The 15,587-nt window shown below is 74.1% G+C and carries 15 protein-coding genes and 1 other RNA gene; 3 read left to right on the top strand and 13 right to left on the bottom strand.

The window, feature by feature from the left end; translation table 11 throughout:
• The first annotated feature begins 128 nt into the window (after positions 1 to 128).
• Positions 129 to 1,385, top strand: coding sequence for a serine hydrolase domain-containing protein (locus HLA93_RS19005; RefSeq protein WP_222196009.1), 1,257 nt, complete (start codon positions 129 to 131; stop codon positions 1,383 to 1,385).
• A 58-nt stretch (positions 1,386 to 1,443) separates the two neighbouring features.
• On the opposite strand, the gene HLA93_RS19000 is transcribed toward HLA93_RS19005, so the two are convergent.
• The 11 genes from HLA93_RS19000 to HLA93_RS18950 all read right to left on the bottom strand — a co-directional run bounded on the left by HLA93_RS19000 (position 1,444) and on the right by HLA93_RS18950 (position 11,026).
• Positions 1,444 to 2,103 carry a response regulator transcription factor gene (locus tag HLA93_RS19000; RefSeq protein ID WP_222196008.1) on the bottom strand — a complete coding sequence of 220 codons (660 nt, stop codon included), beginning with the start codon at positions 2,101 to 2,103 and terminating at the stop codon, positions 1,444 to 1,446.
• Entirely contained in the window at positions 2,091 to 3,305 is a 1,215-nt protein-coding gene (locus HLA93_RS18995; RefSeq protein WP_222196007.1) for a sensor histidine kinase, read from the bottom strand. The genes HLA93_RS19000 and HLA93_RS18995 overlap by 13 nt, the downstream gene beginning before the upstream one ends.
• 124 nt (positions 3,306 to 3,429) lie before the next feature.
• On the bottom strand, positions 3,430 to 3,912 hold the full coding sequence (locus tag HLA93_RS18990) for a hemerythrin domain-containing protein (RefSeq protein WP_222196006.1): 483 nt from the start codon (positions 3,910 to 3,912) through the stop codon (positions 3,430 to 3,432).
• On the bottom strand, positions 3,909 to 4,847 hold the full coding sequence (locus tag HLA93_RS18985) for a Rieske 2Fe-2S domain-containing protein (RefSeq protein WP_222196005.1): 939 nt from the start codon (positions 4,845 to 4,847) through the stop codon (positions 3,909 to 3,911). Before HLA93_RS18985 ends, HLA93_RS18990 begins: the two co-directional genes overlap by 4 nt.
• Positions 4,848 to 4,918: 71 nt before the next feature.
• Positions 4,919 to 5,053 (bottom strand): methionine/alanine import family NSS transporter small subunit, encoded by a 135-nt coding sequence (locus HLA93_RS18980; RefSeq protein ID WP_222196004.1) that lies wholly within the window; start codon positions 5,051 to 5,053, stop codon positions 4,919 to 4,921.
• The gene (locus HLA93_RS18975; protein ID WP_222196003.1) at positions 5,050 to 6,651 is read right to left on the bottom strand and encodes a sodium-dependent transporter; all 1,602 of its coding nucleotides are present in this window, start codon (positions 6,649 to 6,651) and stop codon (positions 5,050 to 5,052) included. Before HLA93_RS18975 ends, HLA93_RS18980 begins: the two co-directional genes overlap by 4 nt.
• A 233-nt stretch (positions 6,652 to 6,884) precedes the next feature.
• Positions 6,885 to 7,259, bottom strand: a transfer-messenger RNA (tmRNA) gene (gene ssrA, locus HLA93_RS18970).
• A gap of 49 nt (positions 7,260 to 7,308) precedes the next feature.
• Positions 7,309 to 8,448, bottom strand: a complete 1,140-nt coding sequence (corA, locus tag HLA93_RS18965) for a magnesium/cobalt transporter CorA (protein ID WP_222196002.1) — start codon at positions 8,446 to 8,448, stop codon at positions 7,309 to 7,311.
• A 263-nt stretch (positions 8,449 to 8,711) separates the two neighbouring features.
• Positions 8,712 to 9,248, bottom strand: a complete 537-nt coding sequence (locus tag HLA93_RS18960; RefSeq protein WP_222196001.1) for a carboxymuconolactone decarboxylase family protein — start codon at positions 9,246 to 9,248, stop codon at positions 8,712 to 8,714.
• Positions 9,245 to 10,126, bottom strand: coding sequence for an SCO6745 family protein (locus tag HLA93_RS18955; protein ID WP_222196000.1), 882 nt, complete (start codon positions 10,124 to 10,126; stop codon positions 9,245 to 9,247). Before HLA93_RS18955 ends, HLA93_RS18960 begins: the two co-directional genes overlap by 4 nt.
• Positions 10,127 to 10,144: 18 nt before the next feature.
• Positions 10,145 to 11,026 (bottom strand): hypothetical protein, encoded by an 882-nt coding sequence (locus HLA93_RS18950; protein ID WP_222195999.1) that lies wholly within the window; start codon positions 11,024 to 11,026, stop codon positions 10,145 to 10,147.
• 191 nt (positions 11,027 to 11,217) lie between these two features.
• Here HLA93_RS18950 and HLA93_RS18945 point away from each other — a divergent pair, with 191 nt between their 5' ends.
• Complete coding sequence (locus HLA93_RS18945) at positions 11,218 to 11,853, top strand: TetR family transcriptional regulator (protein WP_222195998.1); 636 nt, start codon at positions 11,218 to 11,220, stop codon at positions 11,851 to 11,853.
• Between the two features lie 184 nt (positions 11,854 to 12,037).
• Positions 12,038 to 13,594 carry an MFS transporter gene (locus HLA93_RS18940; RefSeq protein WP_222195997.1) on the top strand — a complete coding sequence of 519 codons (1,557 nt, stop codon included), beginning with the start codon at positions 12,038 to 12,040 and terminating at the stop codon, positions 13,592 to 13,594.
• A gap of 72 nt (positions 13,595 to 13,666) precedes the next feature.
• On the opposite strand, the gene HLA93_RS18935 is transcribed toward HLA93_RS18940, so the two are convergent.
• Together HLA93_RS18935 and HLA93_RS18930 are read right to left on the bottom strand one after the other, a co-directional pair.
• Positions 13,667 to 14,662, bottom strand: a complete 996-nt coding sequence (locus HLA93_RS18935; protein ID WP_222195996.1) for a GNAT family N-acetyltransferase — start codon at positions 14,660 to 14,662, stop codon at positions 13,667 to 13,669.
• Between the two features lie 10 nt (positions 14,663 to 14,672).
• Positions 14,673 to 15,563 (bottom strand): amidohydrolase family protein, encoded by an 891-nt coding sequence (locus HLA93_RS18930; protein ID WP_222195995.1) that lies wholly within the window; start codon positions 15,561 to 15,563, stop codon positions 14,673 to 14,675.
• Between the last annotated feature and the right edge of the window lie 24 nt (positions 15,564 to 15,587).

Raw genomic sequence — 15,587 nt, 5'->3', positions numbered from 1 at the left:
CGGGCGCGAGCGAGTTCGCCGGTACAGCCTGCGCCACCACCGACCGGCCTGCCAGCAGGATCGATCCGGCAGCCGGCGCCGCTGAGGCTGGGGTGGTCCGAACGACCGCCTGGCCTGAGGAGCTCCCCGTGTCCGTGCCCCCCGAGACCGTGCCCCCCGAGACCGTGCACCCCGAGACCGTGCCCCCCGAGACCGTGCACCCCGAGACCGAGCCCGTCCGCCCGACCTCCTCGCTCCCCCGCCGCACCTGGGCGACGCTGCTGCTCGCCGCCGCCGCGCTGACCACCGTCGGCACCACCAGCCTGCTGAGCCCCGACGCCGCCGAGGCCGGCGGCGGTCACCGTCCGGCGCACGCGGTGCAGGACGAGCTCGACGCGCTGGTCGCCGAGGACGGCTTCCCCGCCGCGCTGGCCGCCGTCCGCGGCGCCGACGGCCGGGTGCACGACCTCACCGCCGGCGTCGGCGACCTGGCCACCGGGGAGCGCGTGCCGGTCGACGGCCAGGTGCGGATCGCCAGCAACACCAAGACCTTCGTCGCCACCGTCGTCCTGCAGCTGGTCGGCGAGGGGCTGGTCGACCTGGACGCACCCGTGGAGACCTACCTGCCCGGCCTGGTCCGCGGGCCGCGCGGCGACGGCACGGTGATCACCGTGCGCCAGCTGCTGCAGCACACCAGCGGGCTGCCCGAGTACGTCGACGTCCTGGTCGCCGACCACCTGGCCAACCAGCACCGGTACGTCGAGCCGCACCAGCTGCTGGACATCGCGCTGGCCCGGCCGGCGAGCTCCGCACCCGGCACCAGCTGGCAGTACAGCAACACCAACTACGTGCTGGCCGGGCTGCTGGTCCAGGAGGTCACCGGCCGGCCGGTCGGGGAGGAGATCACCACCCGGGTGATCGAGCCGCTGGGCCTGGAGGACACCTACTGGCCGCACGAGGGCGAGCAGGTGCTCCGGGAGGACCACCCGCACGGCTACCACCGCACCGGGCCGGCCGCCGAGTTCGTCGACGTGAGCGTGCAGGACCCGTCGTTCGGCTGGGCCGCCGGTCAGCTGGTCTCCACCCCCGGCGACCTGCTGGAGTTCTTCACCGCGCTGGTCGACGGCGGGCTGCTCACCCCGGAGCTGCTGGCCGAGATGCAGACGACGGTGCCGGCGCCGGACGCGTCGGCGCGCGGTGACGAGCTGTACGGCCTGGGGCTGCAGACCTTCACCCTCAGCTGCGGCGGCACCGCCTGGACCCACGGCGGGGACATCCCCGGCTACGAGACCCGCAGCGCGGTCACCGAGGACGGGCGCGGCGCAGTCGTGGCGGTCACCGCCCTGCCCACGGAGATCGAGCAGTACGTGCACGTCGAGGACGTCGTCGACGCCGCGATCTGTTGAAGGACCCCACTGCCCCCCACGACTCGCGAGCTCGCCGCGGGACCCTGCAGCGGGGCCGTCAAGCCCGGCGGCGGACGTCGTCCAGGTAGCGCAGGACGGCGGTGACCCGGCGGTCGGCGCGGTCGTCGGGCGGCAGGTCGAGCTTGGCGAAGATGCTGCGGATGTGCTTGTGCACCGCGCCGTCGGTGACCACCAGCCGCTCGCCGATCGCGGTGTTGCCCAGCCCCTCGGCCATGAGCGCCAGCACCTCGCGCTCCCGCGGGCTGAGCCGTTCCAGCCGGGTGTCGGTGCGGGTGCGGGCGAACAGCTGGGCGACCACCTCCGGGTCGATCGCCGTCCCGCCGCCGGCCACCCGGTGCAGCGCACCGAGGAACTCCGTCACCCGGCCGACCCGCTCCTTGAGCAGGTAGCCCAGCCGGGCCGCGCCACCGGCGAGCAGCTCGGTGGCGAAGGACTGCTCGACGTAGGCCGACAGCACCAGCACCGCCAGCTCCGGCTGCCGCCGCCGGGCCTCCACCGCGGCGACGATGCCCTCGTCGGTGTGCGTGGGCGGCATCCGGACGTCGACGATCGCCACGTCGGGCCGGTGCTCGTCCAGCGCGGTCAGGAACTCCCCCGGGGTGCCGGCGGTGGCGACGACGTCCAACTGCTCGGCGCGCAGCAGCAGGGCCAGGCCCTCCCGCAGCAGGGCGTCGTCCTCGGCGATCACGATCCGCACGGCAGCTCCGCGGTCAGGGTGGTCGGGCCACCGGGTGGGCTGGTCACGGTGAGCGTGCCGTCGTGCGCCTCGACCCGGCGGCGGATGCCGACCAGACCGGAGCCGCCGCCCTCGATCGCGCCGCCGGCGCCGTCGTCGGTGACGGTGACGCACAACCGCCCGTCGCGGGCCTGCACGGTGACGTCGACCCGGCCGGCCCCGCTGTGCCGGGCGGTGTTGGTCAGCGCCTCGGCGACCAGGAAGTAGGCGGTGGCCTCCACCGAGGCCGCGCAGCGCACCGGGACGTCGACGTCCACCCGGCACGGCACGGCCGAGGTGGCCGCGAGCCCGCTCAGTGCACCGGCCAGGCCGCGGTCGGCGAGGACGGGGGGCAGGATGCCTCGGGCCACCGAGCGCAGCTCGGCCAGCGCCTGCTCGGCCGCGGCCTGCGCCTTCTCCAGCATCTCGTCGGCGGCGACCGGGTCGCGGGGCACCGCCCGGCGGGCCGCGCCGAGCAGCACGGTCACCGCGACCAGCCGGTTCTGCGTGCCGTCGTGCAGCGAGCGCTCGATCCGGCGCAGCTCGGTGGCGTGCGCGTCGAGCGCGGCGGCGCGGGTGGCGGTCAGCTGGCTGACCCGCAACGACAGGTCCGAGGGGGTGGTGTCCAGCAGCCGCCGGCCACGGGCGGCCAGGTACCGGGCGATCGGCCGGATGAGCAGCACGGCCAGCGCCGTCCAGAGCAGACCGAGCAGGACGACGAGGCCGGCCCCGCCCCAGTCGTCGACGTACCAGAACGCGAGCGAGTCGGTGGCGGCCTCGCGCGGGACGGCCCACCACCACAGCGGGAAGCTGAGGTCGCGGAAGGCGTACAGCGGCAGCAGCACACCGAGCGCGGACAGCAGCAGGCCGACGGTCGCGTGGCCGACCAGCCAGCGCAGCTCCCGGCGCAGCGCCGGGTCGGTGCGGGCCGCACGCACCGGCTCCGGCAGCGGACCGGGGCCCACCGGTTCCGGCCCCCAGCGTCCGAGCCGGCCGCGCTCCCGATCGGCCACGGCGCGCACGCCCCGCAGCGCGCTCGGCAGCGCGAGGAGCCCGACCCCGACGAGGCTGGTGACCGCGGCGGCGAGGAGGAACAGCAGGGCGCCGAGGGCGAGCAGGCCGGTGCCCAGCGCACCCGGCAGCTGCTCCAGCGACGCGAGGGTCGCGCCCGCGGTGCGCGTCACGGCGCCCCGCTCGCGAGTCACCCCCCGCCGCCCCGTCGTCCTCACGGCTGCCGACGGTAGGACGCAGGACCGGCCGGGGACAGCGAACCGGCGCAGGAGTACAGCCTGCTGTACCCCAGGGGGGTCAGACGAGCCGCAACGTCATCCGCTTGAGCCGCACGATCAGCCGCATGGCACCGGACCGGGACAGCTCCTCCTGTCGCGCCTGCAGCTGCCGGCCGAGCTGCTCGAGCCGCTCGTCGCCCAGCGCATGCGACTGGGGGAACATCCGCTCCTCCTCCTCGAAGGTGTGGTGGTGCAGCGTCGCGGACAGCATCCGCACCTCCGTGCCGAACTCCGGGTCGTCCACGGGGGTGCGCATCACGGTGGCCAGCTGGTCGTCGATCTGCCGGTGCTCGGCGTGGGCCTGGGAGAGCAGCGGCGACACGTCCCGGACGGCGGGGTAGAACAGCTCGTCCTCGATCTGGGTGTGCACCTCCAGCTCGCGCAGCAGCTCGTCACGCAGCCGGCGGCGCTCCGCGGTCTGGCCGTCGGTCGTCTCGGTGAGCTGCCGCAGCAGCCCTCGCAGCACGTCGTGGTGGGCGATCAGCACCTGGTCGGCCTTCATCGGGACGCCTCCTCGACCGTCGTGGTGGCGGTGGGACCCCGCCAGTTCGCCCGCCGTCGCACCTCGACCCGGCCGTCGTGCCGCCGCACGTCGAAGCACGGCAGCGGCGCGGTGGACGGGCCCTGCGCAGGCTCCCCGGTGGCCAGGTCGAACCGCGACCCGTGCCACGGGCAGACCAGTTCCCCGCGGTGCAGCCACCCCTCGCCCAGCGGCGCCCCGAGGTGCGGGCAGGTGCCGCCCACGGCGTGCACCTCGCCGCCCTGCGCGATCAGCACCACCGGGACGCCGTCCACGGTCGCCCCGACCGGCTCGCCGTCGACGAGCTCGGACTCGGCCAGCACGGGCGTGAACCGGCGCGGCTCCGGGCTGCGGTCGGCGTGGTCGGTGCCGAGCCCGTGCCGGTAGGACAGCGCCCCACCCAGCCAGCTGCTGGCCAACGTCAGCGCGAACCCGGCCGCCGCCGTGACCCGGGCGCGCCTCGGCCGGCGCCGTCCCCGGTCGGCGAAGGACCAGGCGTAGAGCGCGAGCGCGGTGCTGTTCAGCCCGGCGTGCACCAGCCCGACCCGGCGGGCACCGTCGTGCGCGTGCTGCCAGTCGGTGAGACCGCTCGCCGCGGACGCCACCGCCCCGGCCACGCCGACGCCGACCGCCGTCCGGGCCGCCGCGCCGGTGCCCGGGCCACCGCGACCGGTCGCGTCCAGGCCGTCGAGGACCAGCGCCGCCGTCCACGACCCCACCGGCACGGTGACCAGCGCGGGGTGCAGCGGGTGGCCCAGCCACACCCCGTGCAGCAGGTCCTGCAGCGGTCGGGCGTACCGGCCGGGGAGCAGGTAGGTCAGGGCGACGCCGTGCTCGAGCTGGTAGCCCGGGCCGTCCAGCACCTGGAGCCGCTCGACGGCCCCCAGGGTGCGTTCCAGCCGGCTTCGCACGCTCATCGGGCAGGTCCGGTCATGGTCCCCCGGTGCCCGCGCTCCGAGGGTCGAAACGACGTCCCGGACCAGCGGGCTCAGAGGTCCCGGCGGACGTTCTCGGTGCGGTCCTCGACCGCGCCGTGTCGGACCAGGCTGACCATCGCCAGGGCGAGGCCGCCCCAGATCACGGTCATCGCCACCACCATCATCACGATCGCGGCGGTGCTCATCGGGTTCCTCCCTCGTCGTGCCCGGTGGTGGTCGCGCCCAGCGGGGTCGCCGGGTCGGAGCCGGGTGGCGGCCCGTCCAGGTGCGTGCCGGCGCGCCACGGCAGCCGGGCCACCAGGAAGCCGACCAGCGGCAGGGCCACGACCAGCGCCCAGCCGAAGACGAGCAGCAGCCAGCTCGGGTAGTCCTCGTAAGCCGTGGCGAGGTCGTCCCGCAGCGCCAGCACCAGGACGACGGCGAGGGCCGCCGGGGCCACGACGCTGGTCAGCAGGCGCCAGCCGGTGCCGACCCGGGGACGGCCGTGCACGTTGAGGTGGTCGCCGAGACCGGTCAGGGCCCGCAGCGCCCAGGAGACGGCCAGCATGCTCACCAGCGCCACGACGAGGATGCCGTACTGGTTGACGAAGTGGTCGACGACGTCGAGCACGTAGATGCCGCTGGTCGTGCTGAACAGCACCAGGCTCAGCACCGCCGCCGGGACGCCGACCGCGAGGGTCGCGGTGAGCCGGCTGGTGTCGAACTTGTCGCGGACGGCGGAGATCACCACCTCGATCACGCTGACCAGCGAGGTGATGCCGGCGATGACCAGGCACCCGAAGAACAGGACGCCCAGGAGGGCACCGGCCGGGGCCTCGCTGATGATCGCCGGGAAGGCGACGAAGGCCAGGCCGATCCCGTCGCTGGCCACCTCGTCGACGGCGACCCCGTTGGCCTGGGCCATGAAGCCCAGGGCCGCGAAGACGCCGATGCCGGCGAGCAGCTCGAAGCCGGAGTTCGCGAAGCCGACGACCAGGCCGGAGCCGACCATGTCCTCGCGGCGGCCGACATAGGAGGCGTAGGTGATCATGATGCCGAAGCCGACCGACAGCGAGAAGAAGATCTGGCCGAACGCGGCCGCCCACACCGAGGCCGAGGTGAGCGCCGACCAGTCGGGCGTGAAGAGCGCGTCGAGGCCGGCGCCGGCGCCCGGCAGCAGCAGCGCCTGGACCACGAGGGCGGCGAAGGCCAGGACCAGCACCGGGATGAAGACCAGCGAGGTCGCCCCGATCCCGCGCTGCACGCCCAGGGCCATGATCACCAGGACGGCCAGCCAGACGAGCACCAGCGGCACGAGCACCCCCGGGACGACGTCCGCGGTGACCTGCACGTCCCCGGCCTGGAGGAACTCGCCGAAGAAGAAGCCCTCGGGGTCGGCGCCCCACGCCTGGTCGAGGGAGAAGAACGTGTACCGCAGCGCCCAGGCGATGACCGCCGCGTAGTAGATGGCGATGAGGAAGCAGATGCCCACCTGCCACCAGCCGAGCCCCTCGGCGCCGCGGCGCAGCCGGGCGAAGGACAGCGGCGCGGACCCGCGGTGACGGTGGCCGATCGCGTAGTCCAGCAGCAGGAACGGGATGCCGGCGGTCAGCAGCGCGACCAGGTAGGGCAGCACGAAGGCGCCGCCGCCGTTCTCGTAGGCGACGTAGGGGAACCGCCAGATGTTGCCCAGCCCGACGGCCGACCCGATCGCCGCCAGGATGAACACCCGCCGGGAGCTGAACCCGCCCCGCCGGCGCTCCTGCTCGGGCTGCGCCGTGGCGCCCTCCGACGTCGTGCTCATGCGACCTCCCGCGTCGTGTGCCACCGGCCCGCGCACCGGTCGGCGTCCTGCCGTCCAGGAGAGGATGCCAGCACCCCGGGCGTGGTCGGTCCCCCACTGAGCCCGGTCGCGACGAGACGTGGACGCACGAAGGGCCCGGTCAGCTGACCGGGCCCTTCGTGGTGGAACGGGGGCAACACCATCGGGTGCCCCGAGCAGCAGGTCCTGGGACCCAGCTCCTCGGGAGCACCCCGCGGTGGAGGCGGCGGGAATCGAACCCGCGTCCTGCGACGCATCACCAGGGCTTCTCCGAGCGCAGTTCGCTCTGCCTCTGCTCGGCCCTCCCGATCTCACGAACGAGTCGGGATGACGGGCCCAGTCGCTGTTTGTTGTCCCACACGCAACCGCGACCGATGCGTGCGGTGAGTCATCTAGCTGATGCCAGGATCCGGGCCGATGACGAACCCGGGCTGACAGACTCGCCTAGCTGCCGTCAGGCAGCGAGAGCGAAGTCGCGCTGATTGGAATCGGCGCTTGTGTTTTTGCAACGCATGGTTAACGAGATCATCGTTGCCTTCCTCGGCTCGCTTCCCCTGGTCAGACGACCGCAGTCGAGACCAATCGCCCCCCTGTGTAGTTGTCCGGCCAGTCTAACCGGCTCCAGGCCGCCCGTGTTCCCTAGATCCAGTCGCGGCGCTTGAAGACGACGTAGAGCACTGCGCTGACCAGGAACATCAGCACCAGCGCCATGGGGTAGCCGTACTGCCACCGGGTCTCGGGCATGTGCTCGAAGTTCATCCCGTACACCCCGCCCACCAGCGAGGGGGCGAACAGGATGGCGGCCCAGGCGGAGATCTTCTTGACCTCCTCGCCCTGCGCCAGGCTGGTCACCGTGAGCTCGCGGATCTCCTCGTTCTGCCGCTGGGCGACCAGCGTGGCGTTGACGGTGAGGATGTCGCGCAGCTGCAGCCGGAAGCCCTCCACCCGCTCGGTGACCGAGGTGACGTGGTCGGCGACGTCACGCAGGTAGCTGCGCAGCTCCTCGTCCACCCCGTACTTCTCGAACCCGGCGGTGATGGCGGCCAGGATGCCGCTGAGCGGCTGCACCGCCCGCTGGAAGTCCACGACCTCCTGGGACAGCTCGTAGATGCGCCGCGACACCTGCGGGTCACCGCGGAAGACCTCGACCTCGATCTCGTCGATGTCCTTGTCCAGCCCGGCGACGACGGGTGCGTACCCGTCGACGACGGCGTCCAGGATCGCGTAGAGCACCGCCTCGCTGCCGCGGGCCAGCAGCTCCGGGGAGCTCTCCAGCCGGCGGCGCACCCGGGAGAGGTCCGGGGACTCGCTGTGCCGCACGGTGATGGCGAAGTCCTTGCCCAGGAACAGGTGCAGCTCGCCGAACTCCACCTCCTCGGCGGCGTCCAGGTAGCGGGCGGCCTTGAGGACGACGAACAGCGTGTCGCCGTAGCGCTCGAACTTCGGCCGCTGGTGGGCGTGGATGGCGTCCTCGACCGCGAGGTCGGGCAGGTCGTACTGCTCGGCCAGCTCACCGAGCTCGGCGGGCTCGGGGCGGTAGAGCCCCAGCCAGACCATCCGGTCGTCGAACCCCTCGGTCAGCCACTCGTGGCTCTCCGCCGCCGACGCCGGCGTGGCGATCCGCCGCCCGGCGGAGTAGACGGCGTTGTCCACCATCCGCGACTGCCGCTCCGGCGGAACGGCGGGCGGAGCCGGCTCCGGCGGGCGCGAGGACACCACCGGCCGCGGACGCGGGCGGAGCGTGAGGGTGGACAGGGCGGTGCGGCGACGGTCGCTCACGACGGACTCCCGGGGACAGCAGGGCGGGGGGCACCGGAGAGGTCCCCGCGCGCCGCACCCACCCCGGTCAGGGGCGGACCGGGGGCGTCAGCGGGAGGGGACCTCGGGACTGTGACTGGGGGGCTCGCTGCGCATCTGCCCGGTCACCTCCCACCGTCCGTCGACGGCCCGCGGCGCTCCGCAGGCCGTCGTCCATCGTGACACGCCGGACGGCGGGTCGACACCCCTGCCGCCCGACCGGGTGGTGAACGACTCGTGCCGGCTCAGCCGGCGACCTCACCGGCCGGCGGCGGCACCTGCAGCGCGACCAGGAACCGGGAGACCATCGCGTAGCCGCCGACGGTGGCCACCAGCTCGACCACCTGGCGGTCGTCCAGGTGACCCCGCACCTCGTCGAAGAGCTCGTCGGGGACGGCGACCTGCCGGGTGGACGCGTCGGTGAACCGCAGCACGGCCGACTGCAGCGGGGAGAACGCCGCGCCCGGCACCCCGCCCGGGGACCGCAGTGCGGCCAGTTGCTCCTCGGTGACGCCGGCCCGGCGGGCCGCCGGCTCGTGCGCGGCCCACTCGAAGGGCGCGTCGTTGAGCACCGCGATCCGCAGCACCACCAGCTCGGTGAGGTCCGGCGTCAGCGTGGTGGCGTTGCGCAGCGCCCCCAGCAGTGCGCTCCACCCCTCGGCGACCGCCGGGCTGTGCAGCAGCAGCCGGTCCAGCGCCGACAGCTCTCCCCCGCGCCGGGCGCGCAGCACCTCCGCGGCCGGCCCGCCCTCGTCGGCGTCCGGCAGCCGGGCGCCGGTCACGCCCGGGCGAGGAGGCCGGCCGGGAACGCGCCGGCGGCCAGCAGCCGCCCGGTCAGTGCACCGCCGAGCTCGGCGACCCGCTCGGTGCGGGCCGCACCCAGGTGCACGAAGGGCGCCGCGGAGAGCGCGTCGGTCTCCTGCTCCAGCTCGGTGCGCAGCTGCTCGCCGGCCGCGGTGAGCGCGCCGTCGGCGACCAGCCCCCGGTCGGTGAGCCCGGCCAGCGCCGCCGCCCACTCCTCGTCGGACCAGCCGCGGGACAGCTGCGCCGACTCCTGGGTGAACCCACGCCCGGTCAGCGTGTGGGTGATCAGCGCCTCCAGCCCGGTAAGCCCGTGCCGCACCACGCTGAGCACGTGCCCGTCGCCGCGGTGCTCGCGCAGCAGGGTGACCGCGTGCCACACCTGCAGCACCGGCTCGTCGGGCCAGGGCAGGTCGGCGTGTGCGGCGTAGAGCGGACGCCCCTCCGGGGTCAGCGCGGTGCACGCCTCGCGCAGCAGCTCGGCGAGCTCGGCCAGCTCCGGGCCGTCGACCCCGCCCAGCAGCCGGGTGAGCGACGCGCGGGCGGCCGCGGTGCGGGCGGTGAGCACCTGCTCCGGGGAGGCCAGCGTCCAGGCGCGCGGCAGGTGGCGGGCCACGATCGAGGGGGCGAAGTTGGCGAAGGTCGCCGTCACCACGCCGGGGCCCACCGCGCCCATCGCCGCCGCCCGGCCGGCGAAGTAGACCATCCGCCCCGGCCGGATGCCGATCGCCGTCAGCTCCTGGTCGGTCTCCGGGGCGAAGTACACGTGCGAGTGCAGCGGCTCCAGCCGCCGGTGCGCCCGGCTGACCAGCCGCAGGTCGGGGGCCGGCGGGACGGCGGGGTGATCGGCACTGACCATGCCGGGCACCCTAGCCAGTCAGCGCGGCGCCCCCGGGGTCCACGGCGCGCCACCGTCGTCCTGGGGCAGCGCGCACGAGTGGTCGTGGTCCAGGTCGTCGACGACGTACTGGGTGAGCACCACCTGGCCACCGCCGACCAGCGGCTCGTCGCGGCAGTTGTCCACCGCGCCCACCCAGCTCTGCGCCCCGGCCAGCCAGCTGTCGAGGTCGTAGAGGCTGCTCCACCGCGGCACGTCGCCGACGATCCGGCCCCACTGGTAGCCGGTCGAGTAGAGCCCGACCTCACCGCCGACCGACGTCAGGTGGTCGGCCATGCCCTCCAGGGTGGCCCGGTTGTTCCGCCGCGCCTGCGTGCCGTCGGTCTGCCAGGTGTTCATCGTCTCGACGTCCAGCCACCAGCGCAGGCCCGCGAGGTCGGCGTCGGTGACCGCTGCGTCGCCGGGGAGGTCCCCGAGCGTGTCGAGCACCATCCGGACGTCGTCCTCGGCCCGGTCGACGCCGTACTCGTAGGAGCAGGCGGCGCTGTTCTCCCCGTCGCACACGCCGTACCGGTTCACCCCCGAGCGCGGCCAGGTGCTCACCTGCTCGCGCACCTCACCGGGGTTGGCGGTGTTGACGTAGAGCTGCGCGCGCGGCTGGGCCGACACCGCGCCGGACGAGCGGTGCGCCCACTCCCACTGGTCGGCCAGGCAGGGGTTCTCCGTGGTCGCGATGCCGCCGTTGACCCCGATGACGGCGTAGGCGGCGTCGTCGGGCAGCTCGGTGTCGCACTGCGGGTACGAGACGTCGTAGCCCACCGTGGAGGGCGCGGTCACCTCGGCGGCACCGGCCGGCGACGCGACGGCGAGCACGCCCAGCGCGGTGGCCAGCGTGAGAGCCGCCCGCCGTGTGCTCCGCATCACGACCACGGTACGCGCTCCCCCTCCCCCACGGCCATGTTCGCCAACATGGCCGCACCGGACGGCGGGTCCCCGGCGATGCGGGGGCGACGCCGGTCGGGGCGCGGCCGGTCACCCGGTCAGGGGACGGAACGAAAGCGGACGCAGTGCGAACTTGTACTGAGTTCAGCTTTGGGTCTACGTTCTCGCTCATGGCGAGGTCAGCGAAGGCAGCGAGCGCACCGCGCTGCCCCGTGGACGTCGTCATGGGGCTGCGGGAGCGCAAGAAGCTCGCGGCCTGGCGCACCATCCGTTCCGCCGCGCTGCGCCTGATCAGCGAGCGCGGCTTCGACGCCGTCAGCGTGGAGGACATCGCCACCGAGGCCGGCGTCTCCCGCACCACCTTCTTCAGCTACTTCCCCAGCAAGGAAGCCGTCGCCTTCGACCTGGACCCGCTCGAACTGCAGCAGTGGCGGGCGCTCCTCGAGGACGGCGTGCACGACGACCGCCCGCTGTGGGAGGCGCTGACCGAGCTGTTCGTCGACGTCGCCCGACTGCTCCCCGAGTGGCTGCCCGTGCAGAAGCGGGTGGTCCAGGACTGTCCGGGCCTGGCGAACTCCGCGCGCGGCAGCTGTGACAGCTTCGCGCCCGACCTCCGCGCCTGGATCTCCCGCCGCCTCCCCGACGGTGACGAGCTCCGGACCGCCCTGGTCTTCAACACCGCCCTGGCCGCGTTCATGACCGCGGTCGAGGCATGGGACCCCGACGACTCCTTCGACGAGCTCCTGGAGCTGGTGCGGACCTGCCTGCGCTGGGCCGGCGCAGGACTCGCCCACCCCGTGAGCTGATCTCCTCCTGCCGGCACTGACGCCGGACACCCGACCGCCCCGACACGACCGAGCTGGCACAGCCGTGCCGCCCGACTCGTCATGACGTCGACACGACCGCGCACCGCCGCCGGCCGCGCCCTCCGTGCACCCCTCCCCTCTGCTCACTCGTCACTGCGCGCTGCGCAGGAAGGACGGCTCCGCCATGCCCGCAGACAGCACCCTCACCCCGCCGGGGGCCGGCGTCCCCGACCTGCCCCCACCGGCGGCCGCGGCACCCGCCGCACCGATCACGTCGGCCCTGCCGTCGACCGCACCAGCCGTCGAGGGCCCCGACCCCCGCCGCTGGCTGGCCCTGGCGGTCATCGCCGTCGCCCAGCTGATGGTCGTGCTGGACGCCTCGATCGTGAACATCGCCCTCCCCGACGCCGGGCTCGACCTCGACATCACCGCCGCCAACATCCAGTGGGTCGTCACCGCCTACACCCTCGCCTTCGGCGGCCTGCTGCTGCTGGGCGGGCGGATCGCCGACTTCATCGGCCGCAAGCGCGCCTTCCTGATCGGCCTGGCCGGCTTCGCCGGCGCGTCGGCGCTGGGCGGCCTGGCCCCCAACCAGGAGCTGCTGTTCGCCGCTCGCGCCCTGCAGGGCGGGTTCGCGGCGCTGCTCGCCCCGGCCGCGCTGTCGCTGCTGGCCGTCACCTTCACCGACCCCAAGGAGCGGGCCCGCGCCTTCGGTGTCTTCGGGGCCATCTCCGGCGGTGGCGCTGCCATCGGCCTGATCCTCGGCGGCGTGCTCACCGAGTACGCCTCGTGGCGCTGGACGCTGGGCGTCAACGTGCCGATCGCGCTGGTCACCGCCGTCTTCGCGATCGGCCTGGTCAAGGAGAGCCGGGCCGAGGGAGACCGCCGCTACGACGTCCCCGGCGTGCTGCTGTCGACCGCCGGGCTGGTCAGCCTGGTCTACGGCTTCAGCAAGGCCGCCGAGGAGGGCGTGGGCTGGACCGACCCGGTCACCCTGACCCTGCTGGCCGCCGCCGCCGTCCTGCTGGTGGCGTTCGTGCTCTACGAGCGGCGCGCCAGCCACCCGCTGCTGCCGCTGCGCGTGGTCCTGGACCGCAACCGCGGCGGGTCCTACCTGGTCTTCCTGCTGGTCGGGGCGGGGATCTTCGCGATCTTCCTGTTCCTGACCTTCTACTTCCAGCAGACCCTGGGCTACAGCCCGCTGGAGTCCGGGTTCGCCTTCCTGCCCTTCAGCGGCGGCATCATCCTGGGCGCCGGCATCGTCTCCCAGGTCCTCCCCCGGGTCGGGCCGCGGCCGCTGATCATCGGTGGGCTGCTGCTCGCCGCGGTCGGCATGCTCTGGCTGACCGGCATCGGGGAGACCAGCTCCTACGTCACCGAGGTGCTGCCCGCCGAGCTGGCCATCAGCCTCGGCATGGCCGCGGTGTTCGTCCCGGCGTCCAGCACCGCGCTGGTCGGCGTGGAGAGCCACGACGCCGGCATCGCCTCGGCGGTGCTGAACACCAGCCAGCAGGTCGGCGGCTCACTGGGCCTGGCCCTGCTGAACACCTTCTACGCCTCGGCCGTCACCGGCTACCTCGCCGACAACCCGGGGGCGGCCCCGGGGGCGGCGTTCGTGCACGGCTACCACGTGGCCTTCATCTGGGCCGCGGTCTTCCTCGCCGTCGCACTGGTGATCAGCATCGTGCTGATCCGGGCCAAGAAGGACGACCTGCCCGCCGAGGCCGCCCTGGCGGTCTGACCGCAGCAGCTCCGCACGCGACGGCGCCGGTGGTCCTCCTCGGACCACCGGCGCCGTCGTGCGTCCGGGGCCTCAGCGCAGCGGGGCCAGGTGCCGCGACCAGGAGACCTCGGTGCGGCTGGTGGCGAACCCGAGGCTCTCGTACAGCCCCAGTGCGCCGGTGACGTTCTCGCTGTCCACCTGCAGGCCGGCGGCCGCGCAGTCGTGCTCGGCGGCCACCCGCAGCGCCTGCACGATCGCCGCCTTGGACAGGCCACGCCCGCGGGCCGTCGGCAGCACCCCGATCTGGCCGAAGTAGCTCTCCCGGTGCCCGGTCGCGGCGGTGTTCGCCTCGTACACGTAGGCCAGCACGTAGGCGATCACCGCGCCGTCCTCGACGGCGAGCACCGACAGGTCGGGGCGGAAGCTGCGTGACCCGGTGAACATCACCTGCCAGGAGGTGACGTCCCGCTCGCTGGAGCCGTAGTGCTCGGTGAACGCGGCGTTGTGCGCCCGGCGCACCTCGTCGTCCCGCTCCCAGGTGAAGGGCACCAGCTCCACCCCCGGCACGGCGCGCGGCTCGGGGAGATCGGTGAGCGGCCGCTCCATGTGGAAGAACCACCGCGCCTCCACCAGACCGGCCCGGCGCAGCAGCGCGGTGAGGTCGGCCATCGAGGTGTAGGCGGTGACCGTCAGCCGGGCCGGGGCCTCGGGGTGGCGCTCGGCGTGCAGCTGCTCCCCCCGAGCCAGCTGCCAGTCCAGCAGCGCGCGGCCGATCCCCCGGCCCCGCCACTGCGGGTGCACCCGGCCCTCCAGGTGCACCCCGTAGGCGTCCCGGAACGTGGGCGGGGCGATCGCCGTGGCCCAGCCGACGACCTCGCCGTCCGCGGTGGTGACCAGGCGGCTGTCCAGCTCCAGGTCGACCAGCTCGTTGACCCAGAACCCGGTCAGGTCCTCCGGCGACTCGTGCGCGCCGGTGTCGTCGACCGCCTCGGCGGCGGTGAGCAGCTCGGCGACGGCGACGACGTCGTCCGGTCGGATCGGGCGGGCGGAGAGGCCCTCGGGCAGGGCCAGCGGTGCGGGGTTCACAAGATCCAGGCTAGGGGGTGACCCCGAACAGCCGGGCACCGTTGTGCCAGAGCACCGCCCGCAGCCAATCCTCGCCCAGCTCCAGTCGGTGCAGCGCGGCCAGCTGGTGGGCGTAGGGGTACGGGATCGACGGGAAGTCGCTGCCCAGCAGCACCTTGTCCCGCAGCGCGGCCAACCGGGGCAGCAGCGCGCGGTCGAAGGGCATCCGGCGCTCGGTGAAGTCGGTGGCGAACATCGTGGTGTCCAGGTGGACCCGCTCGTAGCGCTCGGCCAGGTCCAGGAACGCCGCGTACTCGGGCATGCCGAGGTGGGCGATCACCAGCTGCAGCTGCGGATGGCGCTCCAGCAGCCCGGCCATCGGCACCGGCCCGGTGTGCTCCCCCACCAGCGGACCCGAGCCGCAGTGGATGACCACCGGGGTGCCGGTCTCGGCCAGCCGCGCCCACACCGGCTCCAGCAGCGGGTCCCGCGGGTCGAAGCGGCCGATCTGCACGTGCACCTTGACCACCCGCGCCCCGGCGTCCAGCGCCTCCGCCACGTACCGCGCTGCGTCCGGCTCCGGGTAGAAGGTCGCCGAGTGCAGCACCTGCGGGTGCTCGGCCGCGAAGGCGGCGGCCTCGTCGTTCAGCCACGCCGCCATCCCCGGCTTGTGCGGGTAGGGCAGCGTCGGGAACGCCCGGACGCCGAGCCGCTCCAGGACGGCGAGCCGCTCGGCCTCGGGCAGCGCGTAGGTGACCGGCCACGGGTCGCCGTAGTGCGCCTCCGCCTCGGCGAAGTACTGCCACACCTTGGCCTGCACCCGCTCGGGCAGGAAGTGCACGTGCACGTCGACCAGGCCGGGCAGCCCCAGCTCACGCCAGTACCGCGGGACGTCGGCGTCATCGGCGGGCGGAGCGACCACGGGGCCGACCCTAGGTGCCGACGG

This window comes from Modestobacter italicus (assembly GCF_019799965.1).
Lineage (GTDB): Bacteria > Actinomycetota > Actinomycetes > Mycobacteriales > Geodermatophilaceae > Modestobacter > Modestobacter italicus_A.
The sequence above is the reverse complement of the archived record's forward strand: the minus strand, read 5'-3'. Positions and strand labels throughout refer to the sequence as shown.

Coding starts and splice junctions, on each gene's coding strand:
- HLA93_RS18940 (WP_222195997.1), top strand. CDS start 12,038: ATGCCCGCAGACAGCACCCTCACCCCGCCGGGGGCCGGCGTCCCCGAC.
- HLA93_RS18950 (WP_222195999.1), bottom strand. CDS start 11,026: ATGCGGAGCACACGGCGGGCGGCTCTCACGCTGGCCACCGCGCTGGGC.
- HLA93_RS18990 (WP_222196006.1), bottom strand. CDS start 3,912: ATGAAGGCCGACCAGGTGCTGATCGCCCACCACGACGTGCTGCGAGGG.
- HLA93_RS18955 (WP_222196000.1), bottom strand. CDS start 10,126: ATGGTCAGTGCCGATCACCCCGCCGTCCCGCCGGCCCCCGACCTGCGG.
- HLA93_RS18945 (WP_222195998.1), top strand. CDS start 11,218: ATGGCGAGGTCAGCGAAGGCAGCGAGCGCACCGCGCTGCCCCGTGGAC.
- HLA93_RS18980 (WP_222196004.1), bottom strand. CDS start 5,053: ATGAGCACCGCCGCGATCGTGATGATGGTGGTGGCGATGACCGTGATC.
- HLA93_RS18985 (WP_222196005.1), bottom strand. CDS start 4,847: ATGAGCGTGCGAAGCCGGCTGGAACGCACCCTGGGGGCCGTCGAGCGG.
- HLA93_RS18975 (WP_222196003.1), bottom strand. CDS start 6,651: ATGAGCACGACGTCGGAGGGCGCCACGGCGCAGCCCGAGCAGGAGCGC.